This window comes from Leptolyngbya sp. 'hensonii' (genome assembly GCF_001939115.1).
Taxonomy (GTDB): Bacteria; Cyanobacteriota; Cyanobacteriia.
This window is the reverse complement of the sequence record NZ_MQTZ01000066.1, coordinates 1-23577: the sequence shown is the minus strand read 5'-3', so window position 1 is coordinate 23577 and position 23577 is coordinate 1. Positions and strand designations below refer to the sequence as shown.

The window sequence follows — 23577 nt, the reverse complement described above, 5'->3', positions numbered from 1 at the left end:
GGGAACCAAATGCTGCGACGCTGGTGCTGGATGACAGCAAGGGCACCCAGGCAGAGCCTGGGCGCTAGGAGAGAGGGCAGGGGGAGGGTCCCTGGTTCCCAGACTCTGGCTGGGAACCAAATGCTGCGACGCTGGATGACGGCAGGGGCACCCAGGCAGAGCCTGGGCGCTAGGAGACGGAGCCTGGGAGGCAGGGGCACCCAGGCGGAGCCTGGGCGCTAGGAGAGAGGRCAGGGGGAGGGTCTACGCGGACGGTCCCTCGGGTCCCTGGTTCCCAGACTCTGGCTGGGAACCAAATGCTGCGACGCTGGATGACGGCAGGGGCACCCAGGCAGAGCCTGGGCGCTAGGAGACGGAGCCTGGGAGGCAGGGGCACCCAGGCRGAGCCTGGGCGCTAGGAGAGAGGRCAGGGGGAGGGTCTACGCGGACGGTCCCTCGGGTCCCTGGTTCCCAGACTCTGGCTGGGAACCAAATGCTCGACGCTGGATGACGGCAGGGGCACCCAGGCAGAGCCTGGGCGCTAGGAGACGGAGCCTGGGAGGCAGGGGCACCCAGGCGGAGCCTGGGCGCTAGGAGAGAGGGCAGGGGGAGGGTCTACGCGGACGGTCCCTCCCTGGTTCCCAGCCAGAGTCTGGGAACCAGATGCTGCGACGCTGGATGAGGGCAGGGGCACCCAGGCAGAGCCTGGGTGCTAGGAGGCAGAGACTGGGCACTAGGAGACGAGGGGGGTGGTAAATAGATACCTTACTTCCGGGGTTTGAGGGCCATCAGCATTTCAAACTGGCTGGTCAGCTTATCCGGCTGGGTGGATGCCATGCCAACACCCTGGATGGAGGTGAGGATAGCCATGGTGTCCGGAGGAATCGTCCCTGTTTGGGCCTTTAGCGGCCCTGCCGTCATTAAGGCCATCATCTTATCCATGTCCAGATACAGATAGGCTGAGTTGGGCTTAGGTAACGGACCCGTCACCGTTTTATAGGTCGCACTGCCATCCAGGGCAGATTGGGGCTTGCTCGCGATCACATCCACCAGTGGTCCCCCGATCGCAATAAACAGGGACTTATCATCCAGCCAACCATGGGCAATCAGAGCTTCCGTGGGAGATAGGGTCGGGATCTTCCACTCGGTCACCTTTTTCCCCGCCACGTCCCGCTGTTCCACCGTGGCGGCAAACCCCTTCACCAGGGTATCCAGCTTGCCCAGGGTACTTTCTGCGGTCTTGCGATCGTTGGTCTGAATCACCATTGCTCCGCCAAAGCCGGTGTTGGAGAGCAGACCCTGGGTGGAGGCGATCGCCCCAAAGGCAAACTCTCCATCCATCCAGCCAAAGACTTCCTGGTCCGCATCCAGGTTAATTGTCTTCAGTTGCTGGCGCACTGAACTTACGACCAGACCGGAGGAGGGGTCTGTTTTAGACTGATTGATTAGCGTGGTCCAGACCGTTTTCAATCCCTGACCACCAATGAGGGCGATCGTGCTGTCTGCTGGGAATTGGGCCACGACCTTGCCTGGTACCGGCTTGTACTCCATCGGCGTGGCTTCCGGGTTGAGACGGGCGATCGCTCTGAGGCGCAGCCCTGCATCATCTACTCCAATCCCGATTACGGCAGACTTGACCTGCTTCAGTTGGCTTAGGGTTGAGGATGGCAGCTTGGGAGCTTTAGACCCTGCTGCTGCGAACTGCTGGAAGGCCGCCGCATAATCTGGCAGATAGATCTGGGCGATGGGATTCTTGACATCTGCTCCCTTCACTAGCAGATCCTTCACCCCTTCCTTTCCAGCAAAGGAGGGCTCTCCCTTAAAGGTATCGATCGCCTGCTCAATCGCCTGACGCTGATCGGAAACCACCAGATGGCTACCCAGGAGGGCAAAGTTATAGGGCTTGCTACCTTTGGATTCTGTCACTTCTGCGATCGTGACCCCCTTATAACTCTGTTCCTTGGCCGTTGCCCCTTTCTGGGCCTTAATCTTCTGGGCGAAATTCGCCGCCTTCAACTTGTCTCGAATGCTGACGACCATCAAAACATTGGGATTATTGGCTTTGGCCGCCGGGTCATTGGGCAGAAAAGCAAACATGACGCTACCAAGCCAGGGCTGAATATCATTTTCGAAGCTAAAACTCGTCTGGTTTAACATCTCGGTCTGAAAATCCTTGATGTTCTTTTGCACCAGCTTCTGGGCTTCGAGGGTACCGAACTTTTCCAGTTCGGCCCAGGACTTTGGATCAGCAGAAATAAAGGCCGTCATGACTGCTTCATCTGGAACCAGTTTGGCGCTGGCTAGCGGGCTGGTTTCTCCTGCAGGCCCCTGCTTAAAGTAAACATAGGCCCCGACTCCCGCTGCCACAACAACCGCAGCTCCGATCGCAGGCAATAAAAATTTTGTCTTTGAAGCAGACATGTGAACTTCTCCCTTTGTGGTTGGCAAGGCTGGCGATAGTCCACCAGCAGAACATTAAATCGCACTTTGCGCTGTCATCAGACTTAAATAACCCAAGAGGTTGATATCCTGTGCCATTCTATAGTGCTTCGCAACAGGGTCGCTGTTTGTTTCCCATCCTGAACCCACCAGACAATTCTGGAGGATAAGACTGTCTTTCCAGTGAAAGCTAGCTGTAAACACAAAACACATTCAAAGGAAGGAATTTCAGGAATTTTGACTCAAGTCAGTTGGGATGGGGAATTCGATCGGAGCCAGGAGTCAGATATATCTCTGCGCTGCAGGCAAAGCACCTTCTACAATTGAGGGTGTCGATCTGTATTGTGAGGTCAGGTTGAGTGATCACGGATGGCGTGGATGCAGTTCTGGAAAAAGCTCTGGCCGGAGTCGATCTGAGTGAAGCAGAAGGAGTCCTGCTACTGAATCAGACGGACCCGGCAGCGATCGCTGCCATCCAGGATGGGGCCGATCGCTTGCGGGTCCAACAGGCAGGCGATACGGTTACCTATGTGATTAACCGCAACATCAACTTCACCAACATCTGCGAACAACATTGCAGTTTCTGTGCCTTTCGACGGGATGAAGGGGAGGCCGGAGCCTACTGGCTGGACTTTGGCACCATTCTGGAAAAGACGGCTGAGGCTGTTCGCCAGGGGGCTACGGAGATCTGTATGCAGGGGGGGCTGAATCCGGAGGCTAAGTGGAAGGGCACTTCCCTGGGATACTATCTGGAGTTGCTCAAGACCATCCAATCAGAATTTCCAGCCCTGCATCTCCATGCTTTTTCTCCCCAGGAAATCCAGTTTATTGCCAGGGAGGATAGCCTGACCTATGCCGAGGTCATCACAGCCCTGCGAGAGGGTGGGGTGGGTTCCCTGCCGGGAACTGCGGCTGAGGTGCTCGACGATAGCGTGCGACGCATCATCTGTCCGGAAAAGATCGACACCGCCACTTGGCTGGAGATTGTCGGGACGGCCCATCGATCGGGCCTCTGCACCACCAGCACTATGCTTTCTGGTCACATTGAAACCCCAGAACAGCAGATGCGCCATCTGGGTCTATTGCGATCGCTGCAGCAGAACGCACTGGAGCAGCACTATCCCGGCTACATCACAGAATTCATCATTCTTCCCTTTGTCGGACAGGATGCTCCTAAACCCTTACGCCATCGGGTAGGGCGAGATCAACCGATACTATCCCATACCCTGCTGTTGACTGCAGTCGCTCGTATCTTCCTCGGGGCCTGGATCCCCAATCATCAGCCCAGTTGGGTCAAACTGGGCCTGAACGGGGCCACTGCAGCCCTGACCTGGGGCTGCAACGACATTGGGGGCACGTTAATGGAAGAACACATCACGACCATGGCGGGGGCCACTGGGGGCACCTGCAAATCGGTGGCTGAGCTACAGGGGGCCATTCAGTCCCTGGGCCGCCCCTACCGCCAGCGGGATACGTTGTATCACCCAGTTCCCCTCCACGATCGTCCAGTTCCGGTTGCTCCTTCCTATCGATAAAAATTAGCGTAGACCTGCACGGATAAAACGGATAAAGATGATACCTACTCGATGTATTGCGGTTTTGCGGCAACTGAAATTTTTGCAATTGGCGATTGCCAGCTTCCTAATTGCCAATCTACTGGTTATCTTTACCGCTGGAGCCCCGGCCAAAACTCCATCCCGGCAGGCTTTCTCCCTACCACCACAGGTCGTGGAATTGGCCCAGCGCGTGGCCACGACCCAGGCTGCAGGTTCCAAAAGCCTCGACAAGAATGCGATCGCCCGGTCCAAAGCAGGCCAATTTACGGTTTACTACGACAAGGTGGACAATCCTCTGTATCGGGAGTTGAACCAGGCGATTCGGGAGTCCAAGGCCTTTGAAACGATCGCGGTAGAGTTGACGAAACTCTTCAAACTGCCCACAGATGTCACGATTGTGTTTGGGGAATGCGGCACGGCCAATGCCTTTTATGTTCCCGACAAAAAGTACCTGGTCATGTGCGGCGAGCTGATGGAGCATTTTGCCAACATCTTTGCCAGTCAAGTTCAGACTGAAGAAGAGTTAGGGCTGGCGATCGTCAATACGACATTATTTGTGTTCTTCCATGAAACCGGCCACGGGCTGGTGGATATCTTCAACCTGCCCATTACGGGCCGGGAGGAAGATGCGGTGGATGAGTTTTCTACCCTTTTATTGATGGAAGCGGGGGAGGAAGGGGAACAGGCCGTGCTGACCGCAGCCCAATGGTTTTTGATCGAGAGTTCTAACAAGACTGGTCAGGAACCGCCCTTCTGGGACGAACACTCTCTGGATATGCAGCGATTCTACAACATTGCCTGTCTGGCCTATGGGAAGAATCCCAGCAAGTATACTCCCTTGGTGGAAGGTGGCGTTTTGCCAGAGTCCCGAGCTTCTCGCTGCGAACGGGAGTACAAGAAAAAGTACGCCAGTTGGAACAGCCTCCTGGAACCGTATATGCGTTAGTTTGTCCTCCAATCACGGTAATAGGTAAGTAGGTCGGCACAATTAAATTAAGGATGAGAGTCGGGGTGAAGGGGGCGTGCCCCCAGACCCCCTTCTTATAATTAATCTCACCCGATTACTTAGTACAGATTTGTGATTATAACTAAATCTCCAGATATTGTTTGGAAACGAGTGCATCCCACTTTTGTAGCCCTCTCCCTAAATCCCTCTCCCAGAAGGGGAGAGGGACTTTGAATCTGGCTCCCCTTCTCCCTCTTTGGGAGAAGGGGCTGGGGGATGAGGGCAACCTTGCAAAACTGGGATGCTCTCTTTGGAAACTGTATAGTAACTCAGTTCGCTAGAGTTCAGGACATCATGATGGATCATCAGGTTGATTCACAAAAAAAAGTCTACTTCTATGCCCCCGACAAACAAACCCATCGGTTCTTCGAGCAGGAACGAGAAGAGGTGATCAAAGCATGTAGCAATAGTTTTACAGCCTGGATTGTGAGTACCTATTTACAGGTTAAGCAGGTAGGAATTTCCTGTGAAGTGATAGATCACATCCCGCAGAAAGGAATTGTTATTGCTGATCGGGATACTCTAGGTAATAAATACCCATATCTGGGCCAAGCTATGCTAATTTGCGCCAAGAGCGACAAAGAGTTTCATCCCTCAGCGCATTTACATGTTGTCCACAATTCTGCAATTCTCGATAAGACGGGAAAAAATTCCCTTTGGAAACCCTATTACATTCCACATTGGTCGCAACCTGGCCTAGTACCCAGATCTCACAACCGAGGTTCTTTAGTAGAAAATGTTGCCTTTATAGGTACTAGAACTAATTTAGCGAAAGAATTTTTTTCTGAGAAGTGGGTGAGTGCGCTTAAAGATTTAGGATGCAGGTGGATTCCAGTTTTTGACTCTGAAAAGTGGTCTGATTACAGCAATATTGATGTTATTATTGCGATTCGAGATTTTGACCAACATATCTTTTCACATAAACCTGCCAGTAAATTAATCAACTCCTGGCATGCCTCAGTACCTGCCATTCTGGCACCCGAATCTGCTTTTCTTTCTATAAGAAATTCAGAACTTGATTTTTTGATTGTCCATTCTATCGAAGAGGCAATTAGTGCAGTCAGAGAACTAAAAAATAATCCAACCCTATACTTTTCAATGATTGAACATGGTTTAAATCGCGCTCAAGAGTTCAGTGATGAAAAAATCACTGACTATTGGATAACCTTTTTCAAAAATTATGTTTTTCCTGAATATGATAGGTGGCTTAAATCATCTACAGTCTCTAGAATGTCCTTGTTTTTGAGACGTTACTTTAGATTAAAGACAGACAGAATAAGGCGCAGACTCTTGGGCAAACATGAATAATTAACTCTTTGATCAATCCACAAGACAAGGCATATCCCTGGGAAGCATGTCACTTTTGCGGATTTTCCCACCCCAGGGGAAGCCGCTCCGCGTCTGCATCCCCCAATCCCTTCTCCCGTTTTGGGCTACTGTGTACCCATAATCCCCTCCTGGGAGGGGTAGGGGTGGGTTCAACCCTCCTGCTCCCGTTCCTAGACCCACCCCGGCCCTGCAGGCCACCCCTACCGAGAGGGAATTTCACGCGAGTCTGCTGACTTGAGCCAAACTTTTCAAAGATCTGCGTACACGGTAGCCCGTTTTGGGGGAAGGGGAGGCCGATTGAAGTCCCTATTGAGAGTCGCTTGCGTGTAATGGAAAATATCCGTGAGTATTAGAGCGATCAGAATTATGAGTTAAGCCTAACCCTTGCATAGCAACGTCAGACTACAATGCAACTCTGGTTTTGACCTGGCTAACGAAGTTAGAAAGAATCTGTAACCCTGCGGTTGAGGATTTTTCCGGGTGGAACTGCACAGCCATAAGGTTCGATCGGGCGATTGCAGCGGTGACGGTCTGGGTGCCATGGGTAATGGTAGCCGCAATGATCGCCCGATCGAACGGGTCCACATAGTAGGAGTGGACAAAGTACACCCAGGGAGAAACCGGTAGTTTCTGCCAGAGGGCCGCTTCCGGCTGCGTAAATTCCAATTGATTCCAGCCCATGTGGGGAATAGTGAGGCCGGGTTCTGATCGAAAATGGCGGACCGTACCCGCGAAAATCCCCAGCCCAGGCTCCTGGCCTTCTTCGCTGCGGTCAAACAAGATCTGCAGTCCCAGACAAATCCCCAGGAAGGGTTTGCCATCTGCGATCGCCTGTCGGATCGGTGCTTCCAGGTGACGCGATCGCAGATGCTGTACTGCCGGATCGAAAGATCCCACCCCTGGCAATACCACGGCATCAGCCCGCCCAATATCTACAGCAGCGTCAGTTACTTCAGGGGTCGCTCCCGCCTGCTCCAGCCCCTTACAAGCTGAGTGCAGGTTGCCCATGTCATAGTCAATGACTGCAATAACTGGCATATGCTGTTTCCATCCGACAGAACATTCCTATTCTATGGCGAATAAATTGCTCCTAACATCATTCGATGTCTGGATGCCCCATCATCGCTCCAATGCCTCGGATGATTTGCTGGCGGCACTCCTGCAGCAAGAGTTGCCGATCTCAGAGGTCCATTGCCTCCGACGGCTCCCCGTTCACTTCCAGCAGGCCCCAGAGCGGGTGATTGCAGCCATTCAGCAGGTTCAACCCGATCTAATTCTCTGCTGTGGCATGGCAGAAACCCGATCGCACCTGAGCCTGGAGTCTTCTGCTACGGTGCTGGGCAAAACTTTGTGCACCAGCGTTACACTGGAATCCCTGATCTTGGACTTAAGGCTGACTCACATTAGCCATGATGCAGGCCAGTATGTCTGTAATCACCTTTACTATGAGATTCTCAATTACTTGCAGCTTGCTGATTTAACAAGAATGCAGTGTATCTTTGTTCATGTGCCAATCCTGACGCCAGCGAACCTGGAACCGATCGTCCTGGATTTTCTCACCCTGATCCAACGCCTTCGTCAGGCTGTTACCTGTTAGCGACACCTGTTCATGATCCCATTTCTGCCAGTTTTGCCTGTGGTTGCTCAGGCTGCTCCCATTTCCCCCGCTCCAGAAATCCTCCCGATAGAGGCTCCAGCCTCTCCGACCGATCTGCCCAAACCAACCGATCTACCCAAGCCGTCAGGCGTGATTGAAATTCCTGAGGATTTAGATCCGAAGCAAATTCTGCAACAGCAGCAAGTTCGGCCTCTACCGGGGCAGTTGGATGAAATCCCTGTTTTTAACAGTAACAGTCCGGAAGTGGTTCTGACGGAAGGCATCCTGCTCTCCACGTTTTCTCCAGAGGGCAAGCTATTTCCCCAGGCTCACTTAAATTTTGCGTTTAAGGGACGGTTTGATGTCTTCGCCCATCATATTTCCCGGGCCCGCACCCCACAAGAACTGCGGTCTCTGGTCATGGGGATCATCATGTACAATCCTGGACCTGAATCAGTTACGGTTGAAGTTCTGGAAGCCGCTAGCTATTTAACCCGACCTGATGCCCTTTTCGTCAACCTTCCCCCTGCGATCGAAGATCCCCTGGGACGGGTTTACTCGGGTCCGGGCAGTCGCACCATGAACGACATCCTGCGAGGACGACGGCAGGGAAACTGGCCTTCAACCTTTGAGATTCCTCCAGGCGGGTATCAGATGCTGATGAACCTGCCCCTTCCCGCCGGTCTGATGCTACCCACCTCAAATGGGCGTACAACCCTGATTCGCCTGCGCAGCAATGGCCCAGTCTATCTGGCCAGCATGGCCATGTATGCCCCAAAAAATGAGACGGCAGAGGAGCGCCTGCCCACCCTGGAAGAATGGCAAAATTTTCTGAATACAGCTAATCTAGCCGGTCCCAGGGATCTACCTCCCTCTCCTCCCGATCGCAAGCTTACCGGCCCCATCATTTACGGTCGCGTAGCCGGTGTGGCCGTTGGTTCAGAATGGAAAACCTGGTTAACCGACAAACCGATCGGGGAGAAACTCACGATCCCGCAAGCCGGTCAGGCTTTCTCCTACGCCCTCAGCACCGTACCCAGAGGAACCCTGGGGACCAATCAGGTACAGAGTGCTCGCATCCTAGCTCGCTATGCCGATACCGCTTACCAGGCCAATGGCAACTATGGCATCCAATACAGCCTGACGATTCCGCTGTACAATCCCACGTCCCAACCCCAGAGCGTCACGCTGATGTTTCAGACCCCCGTCAAGGAGGACCGCATCAGAGGTGGCTTACGCTTCTTTGACCCCCCCGAACCCCAGGTTTTCTTTCGGGGGCCAGTCCGGTTCCGCTACCGGGACGATCAGGGAGTTGTGCAAACCCAATATTTTCATCTGGTCCAGCAACGGGGGCAACAAGGCGAACCCTTACTCACCCTGACCCTGCAACCCGGTGAACGTCGTCTGGTTCAGGTTGATTTCCTCTATCCGCCTGATTCCACCCCACCCCAGGTCTTGACTATTCGCACCCTGGATCAGGTTCAGAATGTAAGCCGATAATCCTACAGGCGCTGCAACAAGTTAGGCCCGTGGGTGTCAGTTCCACAGGTATTCAGCAATCCGAAAGTACTACTCAGCCGCAGAACTTCCTCCGTTTGGCGCAGGCTGGGGCTCCAGGGATTGGGATTGGTGTAGGCATAGTAGGTTTCCACCCCATCGATTCCCAGGCTGGCTGCCGCCGGAATCAGCTCGGTTGCCGATCGCTTATACCGGGCTGGATGGGCCAGGACGGCTAACCCACCCGCCTGATGAATGGCCTCAATCACGCGAGCTGCCGCTGCTTCTTCTAAACCAGGGGACTGCCGCAGCAAATATGGCATCAAAGCCGGGTGATCAGCATCAAAGGCGTAGCCCAGAATATGGACCTCTACCCCCAACAAGACTGACGTGACCTCAATGCCGGACCATAGCCTGGGAACTGCTGTATCACAATGGTTTTGTTCCCAGGCAGTCAGAGCTGCCTGGACGAGGCGATACCCACTGGTTGTATGGTGATCGGTCACGGCGAACCCTTTCAGCCCCAGTGATATCGCCTGATTGGCCAGCTCCTCCGGCTGAAGCTGCCCATCAGAGCAGACCGTATGCATGTGAAAGTTGTAGGAATAGGGACAACTGCTAGCATCAAGGGCCTGAAAGACCTGCCTGAGGACCAGCGCATCCTGGGTCAGCGACCTCGGGGAGAATACAGCCTGGGGGGAAAGAGTCAACATGCCACCGTTAAGAAAGATGTAGTTAATCTATCCCTATTCTGAACTCTTTTAACTCAACTGTGGTGAATCAATGACTACAAACGCCTGCTTAACCCGCAGTCCCCTCTGAAATCGAAGTCTCAGAGCTATTTGTGTCTGTTCCAGCGGTTTCTGCCTGAAGTCGTTCCTGATCTAATCTGCGTTTACGGGCATAGAGCTGGATGGTCACGGCCATAACGCCAATCAAAGCCACGATCGTCCAGGCTGTTGTATCCGTCGGCAGGGCATTTTTGAACACCGCCAGCATCACGATCAGCACGAGAAACAGGGTTGGCAATTCGTTTAAGGCGCGCAGTTGCTGACTGCCCCAGCGGCATTGTCCCTGACTCAATTGCTTCATCAGGTGGCCACAGTAGAAGTGGTAGGCGATTAAAGCGGCTACGATCGCCAGTTTGGCATGCATCCACCAATCTCTCAACACCTGCGGTTCTGTCGTCAGAAGGCCGATCGCCATCGCCACGGTAACAACCATCCCTGGCATGGTGATGATGTGGTAAAGGCGCTTTTCCATCACTCCATATTGCTGCTTGAGGATGGACTGAGCGGGTTCGGGCTGCTGGTTAGCCTCAACGTGGTAAATGAACAGGCGTACCAGATAAAATAGCCCGGCGAACCAGACCACAATCCCAATCAGATGAAAAGCCTTAAACCATTGATAAGCCATACCGTGTTTCCAATCTTTCAGTTAAACGGGGTATTTGAACAGCGCATCCAGGTAAACACGAGCTGTTTGACGTTGATGGGATTTTCCGAAAACAGACTCGCACCCTCCATTTTGCAGCAAAAAGAGAGAAAGAGCAGCGGTAAAGATGCGATCCTGGTCCCAGTCCGGATGGGTTTCCAGGTAGCTTTTGAGAGACTCATGGAGAGATTCGGGAATTTCAGCCAGGATACTGACGGTTGTGTTCATCAGGGCCTCGACAAACTTTGCAGGTAGGTCGCCCCATTCTGCAGACCGGGGGGCAGGGTTGTCAATGATGCGAAATATTGCAATCTGCGGCCTGCGAAGAATCTCTGACCAGGGAATCAGGGTTTCAGGCCCATTTCCGTTGCGTCTCTTTACAAATAACCGATCCCTGATCGGGTCCCCATTGATACCCACCTTTTCCACTGAATACTGAAAAAGCTGATTTATTCGTCCACTGTTGTGGAAAACCTGGGGAAAAGTCCAACTGACCTGGGGAAAACCTGTGAATTGCCTGGGGAAAAATGCAGGCAATATTAAAAATTGCAACGAAATTAAAAGAGTATGGAGAAGTGAAAAGAAAAGTAGCAATATTTCACATTATGTATCGTTAGCCTGTAACTGTTGACTGTGAAGCATTTCCAAGCTCCTTAAGTCTGTGAATTCAATCACAATTTTCAGGTTGTTGTTTTTTTTGAAGTAATAACTGAATGCCCAGCGCAAAAAGGCCCAGGGCGGCCAGCGCAAAAACTCCGGTTCCCAGGGCAGCCATGCCTACGGTCAAGGTGCGCACAGCCGCTGCAATGTTGAGGGTGACGCGATTATCCGTATGGATGGGATGGTGAGCAAAGCCCTGGGCGATCGCGCTAGTCAAACTATAGAAGGCAACGGAAATCCCGGCAGCCACGATCGCACCTCCGACACAATGGAGGGGACTGGGCATGGGGGGAGATTCAGGCGGGGAAGGTTGATCGGACATAGACCGTGATCTGAAATTGAGCAGGAGCATTATCAAATTAGCATCGCATTATGCTGGTTCATTGATTTTGATACTGGTGGTTGTGAATTTGGCCACCCACAGCTCCAGATCCGGATCAGGGAGAGCCATTCTCATTTCATTCCGCACCCGCTGTGCCTCAGCTTCAGAGTCCACCAGGGCAAAGACCGTTGGCCCCGAACCAGACATCATCGTCCCCAAAACGCCCCGGGATTGAAACTGTTCCTTCAGGTGCTGAATCTGGGGATATTGGGGCAAAGCGACCCGTTCCAGGTCATTGTAAAGATGCTGAGCAATCTGGGCCGGATGCCGCTGGGCGATCGCCGCCATCATCGCGCCAGAGCGGACCTGCGATCGACGTTCCCGGATTCCTTCGTGGCTAGAGACGTAGGCCGTGCCAAATTGTTGGCGATAGGTCTGGTAAGCCCAGGCCGTAGAGATGGAAAGACTACGATATTTTGCCAGGACCACAAAAGCCCCATCCAGATCCGGCAGGGGATCGAGGAATTCCCCCCGACCCGTCGCTAGAGCCGTCCCACCAGAAACGCAGAAGGGAATATCCGAGCCAAGCTGGGCTCCCAGATCCTGCAATTCGGGCTGGGTCAGACCCAACTGCCACAACAGGTCCAAGCCCACCAGGACGGCAGCCGCATTGGTGGAGCCCCCGGCCAGTCCCGCCCCCACCGGGATATTTTTGCGCACTGTAATTTCCACACCACCCAAGCGGGCAAAGGCATCTGGAAACTGGTTGGCCATCAATTCAGCCGCCCGATAGGCCAGATTGCGCCGGTCCGCTGGCACTTCAGGATGATCACAATGCACCAGAATCGTATCGGTTCCAATCAAGCGCAAATCCACCCGATCGGCTAGGTCGATACTTTGCATCACCATCGCCAGTTCATGAAATCCGTCGGGGCGGTCCCCAATGATTTCCAGATAGAGATTAATTTTGGCTGCTGCCAGAAGAGAGTAAAAACGCATTCGTTAACGCAATCCACTGAGCAAGACTCAGATCCTCAGCACGGGCCTGAGGATTTATCTTTAATTCTTCCAGGAAGTGGCTCAATTGGTCACGGTCAATTAAAGGACTGAGGCTATTCCGTAACATTTTGCGGCGTGTAGCAAACCCAGCCGTTACCAGTCGATCCAGATCACGGGGCTGGTTCACCGGCCAAGGGACGGTCCGAGGGCGCAACCGCACTACGGCAGAATCCACCTTAGGTGGGGGATAGAAGGCTCCTGCTGGCACCCTGCAGATGAGTTCTGCCGTAGCTAGATATTGCACCCGGACAGACAAGGCTCCGTATGCTTTGGAACCAGGCTGGGCACAGAGTCGTTCAGCCACTTCCTTTTGCAGGAGCAGCACGATCGTGTCGTAGGGAGATAGGGCAGGTTGGGCGATCGTCCCCAGCACCTTCTCTAAAATTGGCCCTGTAATGTTGTACGGGATATTCGCAACCACTTTGTTGGGCTGTTGCAGGTGAGGAAAGGCCGCCAGCAATTCCACCAGATTCAGGGTGAGAAAATCTCCCTGGAGCAACAAAAAATTTTCCCGGCTGCCCCATTGCTTGGCCAGACGTTCGCACAGGTCTCGATCGATTTCCACTGCCACCACGGCTGCAACCAGGGAGAGCAGCCGTTGGGTTAACACGCCCTGGCCGGGACCAATTTCCAGAACCCTATCCTGAGGCAACAATTCAGCCGCCGCCACAATTTGATTCAGGGTCCGATCGCTCCGCAACCAGTGCTGGCCAAATCGCTTGCGAGGCAGAGGAGCCATAATAGGGTAAGAATCCTGACGATATAAAATTATGTCAGTTATACCAGGAAGGGGTAAGGCATAGGCTCATCTGCCCATTGCATCTGCCCATTGCTATTGACACAACTACAGAATCAGGGCCGATATGGACTCTAAGCATTACGCGATCGTTGGAGCAGGAATTGCTCTTGCCACCATTACAGGCGTCTCCTATGCTGTCTTTCAGGCAACATCCAAGCCCTCTACTCCCATCAGCCAGTCCGTTGATCTGGCCAGCCCGATTTCATCTACACCGCTTGTGTCCAGTCCTCAACCGACTACAACTGTGCCTCCCCAATCGCCCCAAGCAGAGGCATCCCCACCAGCACCTGCTTCAGAATCAGCCAACCCCTCTACACCCCAGGCAGAACCTTCAACCCAAGCAACTCCGGTGACTCAGATCGAGCGTTGTGTCGTCACTATGGCCCAGGTAGCCGATCCCCAGCCGCCATTGAATGTCCGATCCGCCCCTGTCGTCACTCCTAATAATGTGGTCGCTCAAATCCCGAATGGGACTTTTGTGGATATTGTTACGGAGCAGGATGGCTGGTTCCAGATTAAAGTCCCCGTTGCCGGTTGGATTAGCAAAGATCGGACCCGACATGCCTGTAGTCGAATGATGGCCCGGATCAATTTCCCAACAGGTCGTAGTCAGGCCACGGTCTCCAATCGTTTCGTTGGTACAGGCAGCCACCGCTATTTACTCCAGGCCAGCCAGGGCCAGACCATCACCCTGGTCTCCCAACAGGGGCCTCTCCCGTTTCTGATTCTTCCTGGCGGTAAGACCCTTTTGACCCAGCCCGACGATCGCAACACCCGTTGGACAGGTGCCCTACCCACTGATGGAGACTATATCCTGGAACTGGACTCCAACTTCAGGGGGTACGAATATTCATTCTCTGTTCAAGTAGAATAGTGTGGGGTAGATTGTGGCTATAAAACGAGTTTTGGTGATTGACGACGAGGATGACATTCGGGAAGTTGCTCAGGTGACCCTGGAAATCATGGCAGGACTTGACGTAATCACGGCCCGATCGAGCCAGGAAGGTCTGATGAAAGCTGAGCAAGAACAACCAAATGCTATCCTACTGGATGTAATGATGCCGGGTATGGATGGGATGGCTGCTTTCCAATGGCTTCAGAAAAATCCAGCGACCCAACATATTCCAGTGATTCTATTGACGGCTAAGGTGCAGCCTGCCGATCGAATTCGTTTTGCTGCGCTGGGTGTCCAGGCCGTCATCGCCAAACCTTTCAAACCAAGCCAGTTCGTCAGTCAGTTTTTGGAAATTTTGGGATGGACCCCCTAAGGGGCCTATGCTAGGGATTTCTGAGCCATCCGGCCTTTTTCAACCCGCCTAATCATCCAGCTATCAATGAGCTACGCTCCTTTCCGGCAGACCACTTCCTGATCTGGATAGCCCAACTTTCATGGACCTGAGTAATTCCCTGTGTCCACCTCAGATCGAGTCCTCTAAAGGAAACATTCTGATTGTGGATGATACGCCGTCGAATTTGCGACTCCTTTCCACAATACTGGTACAGCATGGCTATGAGGTTCGCAGTGCGATCAACGGTGCTGCAGCATTGATGGCGATCGAGGCCACCCTGCCGGACTTGATCCTGTTAGACATCAATATGCCCCGCATGAATGGCTACGATGTTTGTGCCCAACTCAAAGCCCAGGAAGATACAAAGGACATCCCCATTATCTTTCTCAGTGCTTTGGACGAAACCACTGATAAGGTCAGAGCCTTTCAGGTGGGTGGGGTAGACTACATCACCAAACCTTTCCAGGTTGAAGAAGTCCTGGTCCGAGTAGAAACTCAGCTGTCCCAACAGCGACTCAAACAGGAATTGGAGGCTGCAAGAACGGAGGCCCTGAAAGCACTGGCCCAAGAAAAAGAGCTCAATCGCCTCAAGTCAGAATTTGTCTCCATGATTACCCATGATTTTCGGTCTCCCCTGACCAGCATTCAGGGCTTTGCGGAGCTTTTACATCGTGCTGGCCAGAACCTGTCCCCTGACACCATCGATCGGTACTTCAAGAAAATCGATACCGCCGTTGAGCACCTGTTGCACCTGCTCGATGAAGTGCTGCTAATTGGCGGCATTGAGACGGGCAAAATTCAAGTTAAGCCGGTGCCGATCGATCTGGAAGTATTCTGTCGGGAACTGACCGATATGATGCAACCTGAGGCCGGTAGTACCCATCAAATCGACTTCCGCTGTAATCACACTTGCAACTCTGTCAGCGTTGATCCAACCTTACTGCAGCAAATCCTCACCAATCTGCTCTCGAATGCGATTAAGTATTCACCAGATGGGGGCGTCATTCAATTCGAGCTGGATTGTCAGACAGAGGTGGTTATGTTCCAGATCAAGGACAACGGCATCGGCATTCCCCCAGAAAATCAACCCCAACTCTTTGAAACCTTTTATCGGGGGAGCAATGTGGGTCAGATCCGGGGGACTGGCCTAGGGCTGGCTGTTGTTAAACGGTGTGTGGAGGCCCATGGGGGTGAACTTCAACTCCAGAGCGGAATTGGAACCGGAACCACTATCCGATTTACGCTGCCAGTGCAACCCACCCATCCTAACCCTGACTCCGCCGCTCCAACGCTGCTTTCACATCGGGGCGAGTCAGAAAGATCGCCGTCAGAATGGGATAAATGAGCCCGATCGTGCCACCGATAATGCCGCCAATGATGCCTCCCACCGCTGCAGCACTCTCACTGCCCCCCAGACCCTTGGCAAACACGCTCAAGATCAGGATGATATTGAAAATACTGATGCCAATGGAAATATAAGCCAGGATCACCGCTGCCGATCGGCCCCAGGCTTTTTTCATCAACAGGCCAATCCCAGTGGCCAGCAACACCCCGGCGATTATGGGTGAAATCAGTAGGGAAAGACGAATCCAGCCCAGCACCAGAGGGCCAGCGTCAAATCGTTCGTAGACCATCACGGTACGCCGCATGGCCAGCAGGGTAAACGGACTGGTTACAACACCAAAGCTGCCAAAAATTGTATTGAGAATGCCAAAGACCTTGACGGAAACAGGTACAGATTGCCCTTCCATACGAGGCTCCTCTCCTGAAATGACCTTACAGCCAGCATATCTGATTCAAGGGAGAATGCTATGAATTCCTGGAGGGATTGGGAATTCAGAAGTCAGAATTTAGGCACCAGAATTCAGCAGCCAGGAGATCCCTTACCCTCTGACTCCTCCTGGACCCATCCCAGTCCTCCGGGCCACCCCTCCCGCGAGGGAACTGAACATGAGTTCGCTGCCTTGCTTCAAATTTCTACGAGATCCGGGAAGCTCACGCAGGCGGACTGGCAAGCAGGTTCAGATCGGCCATCTGAAGCGTCATCACGGGAGATCCCAGATGGAGGTCAAAGAAAGGACTTGCCTCTGGGATCTCCAACTGGGCCCAGGTTAACCCAAGCCGAAACTGAGCCTGCCCTTCAAACCAGAGTAAGGAGCCCTGAAGGTTGCCAAAACTAGGCACCTTTAAGGACTGTTGCCAGAGGTAAAAAGGCTGTTGGTAAGACAACCGGCAGAGCAGCCGATCGCCCTGCCTGACGGTGCATTGCCCTGATTCCCAGGTGAATTGGGCCAGTTCCTTCGGCAACCCCCAGATCTCCCGCCCCCCAGCCACTGAGTCAGGGTGATCCACATAGATGTGGGAAATCCAGGCTCCCAGGCGTTTCCCCAGGCGCACCATCCCCGCCACGACGATCAACTCGTTGTACTCCAGGGTGGAGCCAGCGCCGTAATGGGCCAGATAAACTGTGCCAATCGTCCACCCTGGCCAGACTTCCACTGGCTGGAGTTCCGGTGGGATGAAGGGACGGGCGCGATCGCAGCGGACCCAGTACAGGGACTGGACGCCATAGCCTTTTAATGTCCAGGGTGCAGCGGGATAAACCATATTTTAAGTCTACCTTGCTATCCTTAAGGAGACAGCTCAGCAATGCCTGCAACCCAGTCATGACCTCATCCACGACTCGCATCTGTATCCTCGGTGGCGGCTTTGGCGGCCTCTTTACTGCCCTGCGTCTGAGTGAACTCCCCTGGACCCAGGCCAATCAGCCAGAAATTATCCTGATCGATCAGCGAGAACATTTCCTATTCTCTCCGCTCCTCTACGAGTTGCTAACCGGCGAACTCCAGACCTGGGAAATTGCACCCCCCTATGTGGAACTGCTGGCTGGAACTGGGGTTCGGTTTCAACAGGGCACGATCGCAGGCATCGATCTGCCCAACAGACGGGTCCAACTGCAAGCAGGAGCTGAATTGACCTACGATCGTCTGGTGCTGGCCCTGGGTGGGGAAACGCCCCTGGATCGGGTACCCGGTTCCGCTGAACATGCGATCGCCTTTCGCACCCTCAGCGATGCCTATCGCCTGCAAGAGCATCTGCGAGCCCTGGAAAATTCCGCCCTGGATCGAATTCGCATTGCGGTCGTGGGAGCGGGCTACAGTGGGGTGGAGCTGGCTTGCAAGCTGGCCGATCGCCTGAACGATCGGGGCCGGATTCGGTTAATTGAACAGGGCGATCGGATCTTGCGGAACTCACCGGAGTTTAATCGCGTTGCGGCCCAGAAAGCCCTGGAAGCGCGGGATATCTGGCTGGACCTGGAGACCACCGTTGATCGCGTGGAAGCAGATACGATTTCTCTCTGCTATAAAGGTCAGGTCGATTCGATTCCTGTGAATCTGGTGCTCTGGACGATCGGCAATCGCATGCACACTGTCATTAAAGATCTGCCCCTGAAGCAAAATCAACGGGGCCAGGTGCTGGTCAATCCTACCCTACAGGTCATGGACCGACCTGAAGTGTTTGCCCTGGGTGATCTGGTAGATTGTAGAGATGCCGATGACCAGCAGGTTCCCGCTTCAGCTCAGGCGGCCCTGCAGGAAGCGGAATACGTGGGTTGGAATATCTGGGCTTCCCTGACCGAACGACCTCTCCTGCCCTTCCGGTATCAGTTTCTGGGGGAGATGATGACCCTGGGCATTGACAATGCTACCCTGACGGGCCTGGGGATTACCCTGGATGGGCCTCTGGCCTCTGTGGCCCGCCGCCTAGCCTACCTGTACCGCATGCCCACCCTGCAGCATCAGATTCGGGTGGGGCTCAACTGGATGGCCAAACCCCTGATGGAGATATTCTCAATCAGATAAGTCATATGTCCCTGATTGTCCAAACTTTACAAGCCCATCAGCGCCTGGAAAAAACGCAATTCACTGTTGCTATTATCGGTTCTCGAAAGCTATCGGCTACGGAAGGGAATCAGTGGGAAACGCTGGCTCCCAATTTAACCCTTTATGGGTTTGATGCTGATGCAGCAGCCTGTGATGCAGCCAATGCCTTAATAGAGGAACAATCGATTTCTTGGACAGAAAAACATTACCCCCTAGCCTTATCCGGTCAGATCGAAACAACCACCATTCACGTCACTAAAGCCGTCCACTGTAGTTCTCTATATGCGCCTAATCAGGCCTACCTGAGCCGTTTTCATGGGATAGGTCAGGGCCTGGAGTTAGACTTCAAAGCGGACATTCAAACGACAACCCTCGATCATTTTTGCCAATCTGAACAGATCCAAACCATTGACTTCCTCCAGGTTGATGTCCAAGGAGCTGACTTTGATGTGCTTCAAGGCGCACTCAACCTTCTGCAAAAAAGTATTTTAGGGATTCAAATAGAAGTAGAGTTTTCACTGCTCTATCACAACCAATCACTATTTTCAGATATCGACCCCTGGCTGAGAAATCTGGGTTTTACCCTGTTTGACTTACTCACGGATGATCTTTGGTGCTATCGTCCGAGGGCTTGCTCCCCCATCCAATCTGCCACTCGCCGGGGACAATTACTTTGGGCTGATGCCTGCTACCTGCGAGATCCAATTGGAGAAAACTCCCATCCCGTCAGCCAAAACCCGGAGCACATCCTGAAACTGTCCTGTATTGCCGATATTCTCGGCTATCCCGACTATGCGCTGGAATTGCTGGAATATCTGACGGTTAATCATGGCAAAGACCTGCGGTTCAATTTTGCCCATGAAATGATTGCCATCCTCTCGCAATTTCCGACCCTGGTGGAACAGGGATTGGACCACCTGCCGATCGTGCAAAGCATTCGTCCCTTTTTGACCCCATAATCTTCTGGACTCTTACATCTCGATCTCGAATGTCACCCCAAAGTGGGTCAGCAAATTACAAGTATCATGATCGGTGATGTTGGTATCGCTCAATTCCAGGTTGTAGAAATCCACAAACTCCTGATCAAAATAGGGGCCTGCATGCCAGGTGCCAACCTCCAGCTTGATGAAGCAGGTACCAGGAATGCGAAACGCCACGATCGCGGCCACATCGGGATGATCCGTCTGGGATGGGGGCGCAACCCCCAGATACCAGTCTTTCCCCTCCAGGGAGCCCAGACATTGGGTACAGCGCTGATGCCGGGTGATCTGATGGAAGCGACGACCTCGCTGTTGCAATCGCATGATATAAAAACGGGGAATCCCCTGCTGCAAGTTCAGTTGGGCATCTGCAGAACTATAGGGACTACCATCTTGACTGGCCCAGATCACCTGCCCGTAGGGTTGAAAGGCGTCGGTGGTAATGGCCTGTGCCCTTAGACAGCGGTGGGACGGAACAGTCTCAGACATACTTCAGGAGATTTCCAGAACAGGACTCTTACGGAATCCTCAGAGCAAGATTCTGTATACTGGCCTATTCATTCTATTTTGCAGCCTATCAGGGACGAACCCCTAGGGTGGGCCATGCCCACCCTAGAACTCAAGACCTTCTGGGGACTGTCAGACGCCCATCAGACTACCTGAACAAAGTCCGCACTGGTAATGGACCCGGCCTGGATCCCTGTCAGGGTTGCCAGCAATTCACCTGTGCGAGCCACACCGATCAGCGTATCGCCAGCATGGTTACCAATTCCCTGCACGATCGCCAGATGCTGGAAGGTCAGACCACCAGACAGCCCCAGCTTGTCCGTACCCTCTATAAAGTCAAGGACGGTGTCCATCCCCATGCGGCGAGCCAGGACAAAGGTGTCCATCCCATTACCACCGCCCAGGGTATCGGAGCCCTGTCCCCCATTCAGCAGGTCATCGCCGTCTCCACCAACCAGGACATCATGACCACTGCCTCCGACGAGGAAGTCGTTCCCCGCTTCGCCGAACAACTGGTCATTGCCTGCTTCGCCATTCAGGGTATCGTTCCCTGAACCGCCAAACAGGAGGTCGTCTCCAAAGCCTGCATCCACCACATCATTCCCTGAACCAGCAGAGACAATGTCCTTACCACCTGCCGCTTCGATCAAATCAGCCCCATTGCCTGCCAGGAACAGTTCAGATTTACCAGTGCCGCTCAGGATACCATTCCCCTGCACGATATCCCCTTCTTTTTGACTGGCGAAAGCGCCGCCTGCCAGGGGATGATAGCCAATCAACGGGTTAAAGGTATTGGGATCATAAAGGGGCAACCCATTTGTACTGGCATACTTGTTGTAAGCTGTTGTGTCCCAGGTGGTGGCATAGCCTGCCCAGCCATCACAAGACTTGCCCCAGTCCTGCCAGGCCAGTCCCCGATCGTTACCGTACAGGTAACGGCTGCCTGCCGTTTCATGGGCAATGTTCATCCCATCCCCAATGAACAACATGATGTGTTTTACACCAGCGTCAGCGGCCTGCTTCATGACGCTGTAGATCTGGGTGTTATCTACGATCTGCGTACCGGGATACCAATCCCCAGCATAGTTTTGGAACAGGTCCGCACCTGCACCGCGAGCTGACAGAGTAACCAGCTCATTGGTGTGGCCCCCAGAACGATAGGTGACATCCCCATCGGGATAGTTCCAACCACTACCATAGGCACTGCTACTGCCAGCAGCTACCTGGGTTGGCAGATCGCCTGCCCCCAGAACTTCCTGGTTTTTCATATAGCTGTTGGAGTGGTCGGCAGTCACAATCATCAGGGTGTTCTTCCAGGTCATGCCGTCTCCAGCCCGATCGACATAGGCTTCCGCTGCTCGCACCGCCTGATCCAGATCCCAGACACCCCCAATCATGTTCTCAAAGTCATTGGCGTGGTTGGACCAGTCGATGTCACCCTGTTCAAACATGACAAAAAACCCGTCTGGATCTTTGCTCAGAACCGTCAGGGCAGAATTGACGGAATCGGCCAGGGTGGGGTTTTCAATGCTGCCGCGAGTGACTGTGGGGGTGCCAGGGGTGTCCGCAACCCCATGGTAGTCAAAGTTTCCCCCTGCTTCACCAAAGAGGCCGAACAGTTTCTCGCCGGTGTTCACATCCACGGAGGTGGCTGCTTGATACAGGGATGCACCTCCATCTACCCCAGCCTGCCGCTGGACAAAAGTGTAATCTGAGGGAAGGGTACTGAAATTCAGACCGTTGACATAGCTTGAACCGTAGCCCCCTCCAATCACCACATCTGGCTTGACGGTCCAGAGCATTTCCTCCGCAATGGCTTTGTAATTGTTGCGGTTGACATTATGGCTGACAAAGGCGGCAGGTGTGGCATGGTTAAAAGGAACAGTACTGACCACACCGATCGAAAATCCTTTTTCAGCCCGCAGTTGCTCTGCGATGGTCGTCAATTTCCCATTGGCTGGATCGCCAGGTAACCAGGCGATGTTGCCATCGTCAGTTTTGTAACCCGTGGCGATCGCGGTTCCTGCCGAGGCGGAATCTGTAGCGCTGGCACCAGTCTGAGGCAACAAAAAGTAGGCGTCTCGGAGTAACGCTTTAGAAAAACCGGAAAAATCAGGTGAAGGCAAGGTCGTAACTGCCATAAGTCCTCCTTAGAAGTAGTCAGCTGATCAGAAATGCAGAAATTACAGAGATTTCTGTACAACTGAGGCTGAGATTATGAATGTTGGAAACGTATAGGTTGCTGAATACAGAGCAGAAACTCCCTCTCACGAGGATTGGGCTTGCAGTGCCCGATCGCTGCCAGACCCCTTGAATCGGATGGGCAGAAAGAACTATGAACTGATGGGAAAGCTATCTGATGTTCTGGAGAATGCTCCCCAAACCATCCTGAGCCTCCCCCTTGACCTCGATCGTGAAGTACGATGGGGAGACCGTTCGATCAAAAAATTTTAGAGCCGTGTTGTGTAGGGAATTGGCACATAGAGAGATCAAAAATCCCTCACGATTCTGCTAGGCAGAAGATCAGAAACGGAAGCATTAACCTCAAGACAACTGAATGAAAACTTATCAATGAAGCCTTATCTTAGTTCTCACCTCAGTTGCCAATATTTTCAGCCATCAATAGTTTTTGATTGCCAATACTTTCAGTCATCGATGGTTTCGAACATAGATGTTTGCAGATATCTAACAGCGCAACTGATTCATCATCTACTATCAGGCAGCTAGAACAGCATACTGTCAGAAAGGTCTTCGGACAATCTCCTGGACGAATTGAGTAAAACGGTAATTCAATGTTTCTGCCCTGTCAAAGTAATTCTATCACTCGACTTTAAAGAGAATACAGCGTTTTTTATGCTGGTGAGGCACAGTAACAGCAATGAGAGAACCAGTTCCTTAAGTCGCTCGATGACACCTGGGAGAAAGCTTCATCAATAGCTTTGGCAAGTTCTGGATAACTGCGTGCCTTAATCGAACGCAGAATGCTCTTAATCTTTGAAAAGCAATTCTCGATAGGCGAAAAGTCTGGTGAGTAAGGGGGTAGGAAAATTAGCTTGGCTCCTGCATCCTCAATCAAATTTCTAACGTCTTCACCCAGATGAATAGAGCAGTTATCCAGGATGACACAGGCACCTTTCCATAACTTAGGCACAAGTTTCTGGGAAATAAAGGCTTCAAAGGTCAGTCCATCAGTTGACCCCATGAGATTGCAGTAAGTCACGACCTCCCGCAGACTAATCG

24 protein-coding genes are annotated in these 23577 nt (G+C 52.9%); 10 read left to right on the top strand and 14 right to left on the bottom strand.

Annotated elements, in window-relative coordinates; translation table 11 throughout:
• A partial coding sequence (locus BST81_RS28625) for a hypothetical protein (RefSeq protein ID WP_216351465.1) occupies window positions 1–200 on the bottom strand: 200 nt, incomplete at its 3' end.
• Between the two features lie 544 nt (window positions 201–744).
• Window positions 745–2400, bottom strand: a complete 1656-nt coding sequence (locus tag BST81_RS26000) for a DUF3352 domain-containing protein (RefSeq protein ID WP_075601420.1) — start codon at window positions 2398–2400, stop codon at window positions 745–747.
• Window positions 2401–2777: 377 nt separating this feature from the next.
• Between BST81_RS26000 and cofH the strand changes: the two genes are divergently transcribed.
• The 3 genes from cofH to BST81_RS25985 all read left to right on the top strand — a co-directional run bounded on the left by cofH (window position 2778) and on the right by BST81_RS25985 (window position 6288).
• Window positions 2778–3953, top strand: coding sequence for a 7,8-didemethyl-8-hydroxy-5-deazariboflavin synthase subunit CofH (gene cofH, locus BST81_RS25995; RefSeq protein ID WP_075601419.1), 1176 nt, complete (start codon window positions 2778–2780; stop codon window positions 3951–3953).
• Window positions 3954–3990: 37 nt separating this feature from the next.
• On the top strand, window positions 3991–4920 hold the full coding sequence (locus BST81_RS25990) for a DUF4344 domain-containing metallopeptidase (RefSeq protein WP_083637101.1): 930 nt from the start codon (window positions 3991–3993) through the stop codon (window positions 4918–4920).
• A gap of 354 nt (window positions 4921–5274) precedes the next feature.
• Window positions 5275–6288: a hypothetical protein gene (locus BST81_RS25985; RefSeq protein ID WP_216351464.1), complete on the top strand. Its 1014-nt coding sequence runs from the start codon at window positions 5275–5277 to the stop codon at window positions 6286–6288.
• Between the two features lie 423 nt (window positions 6289–6711).
• On the opposite strand, the gene hisH is transcribed toward BST81_RS25985, so the two are convergent.
• On the bottom strand, window positions 6712–7347 hold the full coding sequence (gene hisH, locus BST81_RS25980; protein ID WP_075601417.1) for an imidazole glycerol phosphate synthase subunit HisH: 636 nt from the start codon (window positions 7345–7347) through the stop codon (window positions 6712–6714).
• A gap of 34 nt (window positions 7348–7381) precedes the next feature.
• On the opposite strand from hisH, the gene BST81_RS25975 reads away from it, so the two are divergent.
• Both BST81_RS25975 and BST81_RS25970 read left to right on the top strand, forming a co-directional pair.
• The gene (locus tag BST81_RS25975) at window positions 7382–7906 is read left to right on the top strand and encodes a hypothetical protein (protein ID WP_075601416.1); all 525 of its coding nucleotides are present in this window, start codon (window positions 7382–7384) and stop codon (window positions 7904–7906) included.
• Window positions 7907–7918: 12 nt separating this feature from the next.
• Window positions 7919–9406 carry a DUF3370 domain-containing protein gene (locus tag BST81_RS25970; protein ID WP_083637100.1) on the top strand — a complete coding sequence of 496 codons (1488 nt, stop codon included), beginning with the start codon at window positions 7919–7921 and terminating at the stop codon, window positions 9404–9406.
• Window positions 9407–9408: 2 nt separating this feature from the next.
• Here BST81_RS25970 and BST81_RS25965 read toward each other — a convergent pair whose 3' ends face one another.
• The 6 genes from BST81_RS25965 to rsmA form a co-directional block, all read right to left on the bottom strand.
• Window positions 9409–10116, bottom strand: a complete 708-nt coding sequence (locus BST81_RS25965) for a PHP domain-containing protein (protein WP_075601415.1) — start codon at window positions 10114–10116, stop codon at window positions 9409–9411.
• Window positions 10117–10204: 88 nt separating this feature from the next.
• Entirely contained in the window at window positions 10205–10819 is a 615-nt protein-coding gene (hemJ, locus tag BST81_RS25960; RefSeq protein ID WP_075601414.1) for a protoporphyrinogen oxidase HemJ, read from the bottom strand.
• Window positions 10820–10840: 21 nt separating this feature from the next.
• Complete coding sequence (locus BST81_RS25955) at window positions 10841–11065, bottom strand: DUF2811 domain-containing protein (protein ID WP_075601422.1); 225 nt, start codon at window positions 11063–11065, stop codon at window positions 10841–10843.
• 439 nt (window positions 11066–11504) lie between these two features.
• The gene (locus BST81_RS25950) at window positions 11505–11819 is read right to left on the bottom strand and encodes a DUF3082 domain-containing protein (RefSeq protein ID WP_075601413.1); all 315 of its coding nucleotides are present in this window, start codon (window positions 11817–11819) and stop codon (window positions 11505–11507) included.
• Window positions 11820–11867: 48 nt separating this feature from the next.
• Window positions 11868–12818 carry a 4-(cytidine 5'-diphospho)-2-C-methyl-D-erythritol kinase gene (ispE, locus tag BST81_RS25945; protein WP_075601412.1) on the bottom strand — a complete coding sequence of 317 codons (951 nt, stop codon included), beginning with the start codon at window positions 12816–12818 and terminating at the stop codon, window positions 11868–11870.
• Entirely contained in the window at window positions 12781–13617 is an 837-nt protein-coding gene (gene rsmA, locus BST81_RS25940; protein ID WP_075601411.1) for a 16S rRNA (adenine(1518)-N(6)/adenine(1519)-N(6))-dimethyltransferase RsmA, read from the bottom strand. Before rsmA ends, ispE begins: the two co-directional genes overlap by 38 nt.
• Before the next feature lie 124 nt (window positions 13618–13741).
• Here rsmA and BST81_RS25935 point away from each other — a divergent pair, with 124 nt between their 5' ends.
• The 3 genes from BST81_RS25935 to BST81_RS25925 all read left to right on the top strand — a co-directional run bounded on the left by BST81_RS25935 (window position 13742) and on the right by BST81_RS25925 (window position 16311).
• A complete protein-coding gene (locus BST81_RS25935; protein WP_075601410.1) occupies window positions 13742–14551 on the top strand; it encodes an SH3 domain-containing protein in 810 nt (269 codons plus the stop codon).
• A gap of 13 nt (window positions 14552–14564) precedes the next feature.
• Window positions 14565–14945 (top strand): response regulator, encoded by a 381-nt coding sequence (locus tag BST81_RS25930; RefSeq protein ID WP_075601409.1) that lies wholly within the window; start codon window positions 14565–14567, stop codon window positions 14943–14945.
• A 121-nt stretch (window positions 14946–15066) separates the two neighbouring features.
• Window positions 15067–16311, top strand: a complete 1245-nt coding sequence (locus BST81_RS25925) for a hybrid sensor histidine kinase/response regulator (RefSeq protein WP_075601408.1) — start codon at window positions 15067–15069, stop codon at window positions 16309–16311.
• Here BST81_RS25925 and BST81_RS25920 read toward each other — a convergent pair.
• Both BST81_RS25920 and BST81_RS25915 read right to left on the bottom strand, forming a co-directional pair.
• Window positions 16232–16717, bottom strand: coding sequence for a hypothetical protein (locus tag BST81_RS25920; RefSeq protein WP_075601407.1), 486 nt, complete (start codon window positions 16715–16717; stop codon window positions 16232–16234). The genes BST81_RS25925 and BST81_RS25920 overlap by 80 nt on opposite strands.
• Before the next feature lie 244 nt (window positions 16718–16961).
• Window positions 16962–17573, bottom strand: coding sequence for an acetoacetate decarboxylase family protein (locus BST81_RS25915; protein WP_075601406.1), 612 nt, complete (start codon window positions 17571–17573; stop codon window positions 16962–16964).
• 59 nt (window positions 17574–17632) lie between these two features.
• Here BST81_RS25915 and BST81_RS25910 point away from each other — a divergent pair, with 59 nt between their 5' ends.
• Together BST81_RS25910 and BST81_RS25905 are read left to right on the top strand one after the other, a co-directional pair.
• Entirely contained in the window at window positions 17633–18829 is a 1197-nt protein-coding gene (locus tag BST81_RS25910) for an NAD(P)/FAD-dependent oxidoreductase (RefSeq protein ID WP_075601405.1), read from the top strand.
• Between the two features lie 5 nt (window positions 18830–18834).
• Window positions 18835–19809 (top strand): FkbM family methyltransferase, encoded by a 975-nt coding sequence (locus tag BST81_RS25905; RefSeq protein ID WP_075601404.1) that lies wholly within the window; start codon window positions 18835–18837, stop codon window positions 19807–19809.
• 12 nt (window positions 19810–19821) lie between these two features.
• Here BST81_RS25905 and BST81_RS25900 read toward each other — a convergent pair whose 3' ends face one another.
• The 3 genes from BST81_RS25900 to BST81_RS25890 all read right to left on the bottom strand — a co-directional run.
• The gene (locus tag BST81_RS25900; RefSeq protein ID WP_075601403.1) at window positions 19822–20319 is read right to left on the bottom strand and encodes an ureidoglycolate lyase; all 498 of its coding nucleotides are present in this window, start codon (window positions 20317–20319) and stop codon (window positions 19822–19824) included.
• Window positions 20320–20480: 161 nt separating this feature from the next.
• Complete coding sequence (locus BST81_RS25895; protein WP_075601402.1) at window positions 20481–22478, bottom strand: alkaline phosphatase; 1998 nt, start codon at window positions 22476–22478, stop codon at window positions 20481–20483.
• A 710-nt stretch (window positions 22479–23188) separates the two neighbouring features.
• Window positions 23189–23577 (bottom strand): transposase (locus tag BST81_RS25890; protein ID WP_143780508.1); only part of this gene is annotated, 389 nt, incomplete at its 5' end.

Coding starts and splice junctions, on each gene's coding strand:
- BST81_RS26000 (WP_075601420.1), bottom strand. CDS start 2,400: ATGTCTGCTTCAAAGACAAAATTTTTATTGCCTGCGATCGGAGCTGCG.
- BST81_RS25990 (WP_083637101.1), top strand. CDS start 3,991: ATGATACCTACTCGATGTATTGCGGTTTTGCGGCAACTGAAATTTTTG.
- BST81_RS25985 (WP_216351464.1), top strand. CDS start 5,275: ATGATGGATCATCAGGTTGATTCACAAAAAAAAGTCTACTTCTATGCC.
- hisH (WP_075601417.1), bottom strand. CDS start 7,347: ATGCCAGTTATTGCAGTCATTGACTATGACATGGGCAACCTGCACTCA.
- BST81_RS25975 (WP_075601416.1), top strand. CDS start 7,382: ATGGCGAATAAATTGCTCCTAACATCATTCGATGTCTGGATGCCCCAT.
- BST81_RS25970 (WP_083637100.1), top strand. CDS start 7,919: ATGATCCCATTTCTGCCAGTTTTGCCTGTGGTTGCTCAGGCTGCTCCC.
- BST81_RS25965 (WP_075601415.1), bottom strand. CDS start 10,116: ATGTTGACTCTTTCCCCCCAGGCTGTATTCTCCCCGAGGTCGCTGACC.
- hemJ (WP_075601414.1), bottom strand. CDS start 10,819: ATGGCTTATCAATGGTTTAAGGCTTTTCATCTGATTGGGATTGTGGTC.
- BST81_RS25955 (WP_075601422.1), bottom strand. CDS start 11,065: ATGAACACAACCGTCAGTATCCTGGCTGAAATTCCCGAATCTCTCCAT.
- BST81_RS25950 (WP_075601413.1), bottom strand. CDS start 11,819: ATGTCCGATCAACCTTCCCCGCCTGAATCTCCCCCCATGCCCAGTCCC.
- ispE (WP_075601412.1), bottom strand. CDS start 12,818: ATGCGTTTTTACTCTCTTCTGGCAGCAGCCAAAATTAATCTCTATCTG.
- rsmA (WP_075601411.1), bottom strand. CDS start 13,617: ATGGCTCCTCTGCCTCGCAAGCGATTTGGCCAGCACTGGTTGCGGAGC.
- BST81_RS25935 (WP_075601410.1), top strand. CDS start 13,742: ATGGACTCTAAGCATTACGCGATCGTTGGAGCAGGAATTGCTCTTGCC.
- BST81_RS25925 (WP_075601408.1), top strand. CDS start 15,067: ATGGACCTGAGTAATTCCCTGTGTCCACCTCAGATCGAGTCCTCTAAA.
- BST81_RS25920 (WP_075601407.1), bottom strand. CDS start 16,717: ATGGAAGGGCAATCTGTACCTGTTTCCGTCAAGGTCTTTGGCATTCTC.
- BST81_RS25915 (WP_075601406.1), bottom strand. CDS start 17,573: ATGGTTTATCCCGCTGCACCCTGGACATTAAAAGGCTATGGCGTCCAG.
- BST81_RS25910 (WP_075601405.1), top strand. CDS start 17,633: ATGACCTCATCCACGACTCGCATCTGTATCCTCGGTGGCGGCTTTGGC.
- BST81_RS25905 (WP_075601404.1), top strand. CDS start 18,835: ATGTCCCTGATTGTCCAAACTTTACAAGCCCATCAGCGCCTGGAAAAA.
- BST81_RS25900 (WP_075601403.1), bottom strand. CDS start 20,319: ATGTCTGAGACTGTTCCGTCCCACCGCTGTCTAAGGGCACAGGCCATT.
- BST81_RS25895 (WP_075601402.1), bottom strand. CDS start 22,478: ATGGCAGTTACGACCTTGCCTTCACCTGATTTTTCCGGTTTTTCTAAA.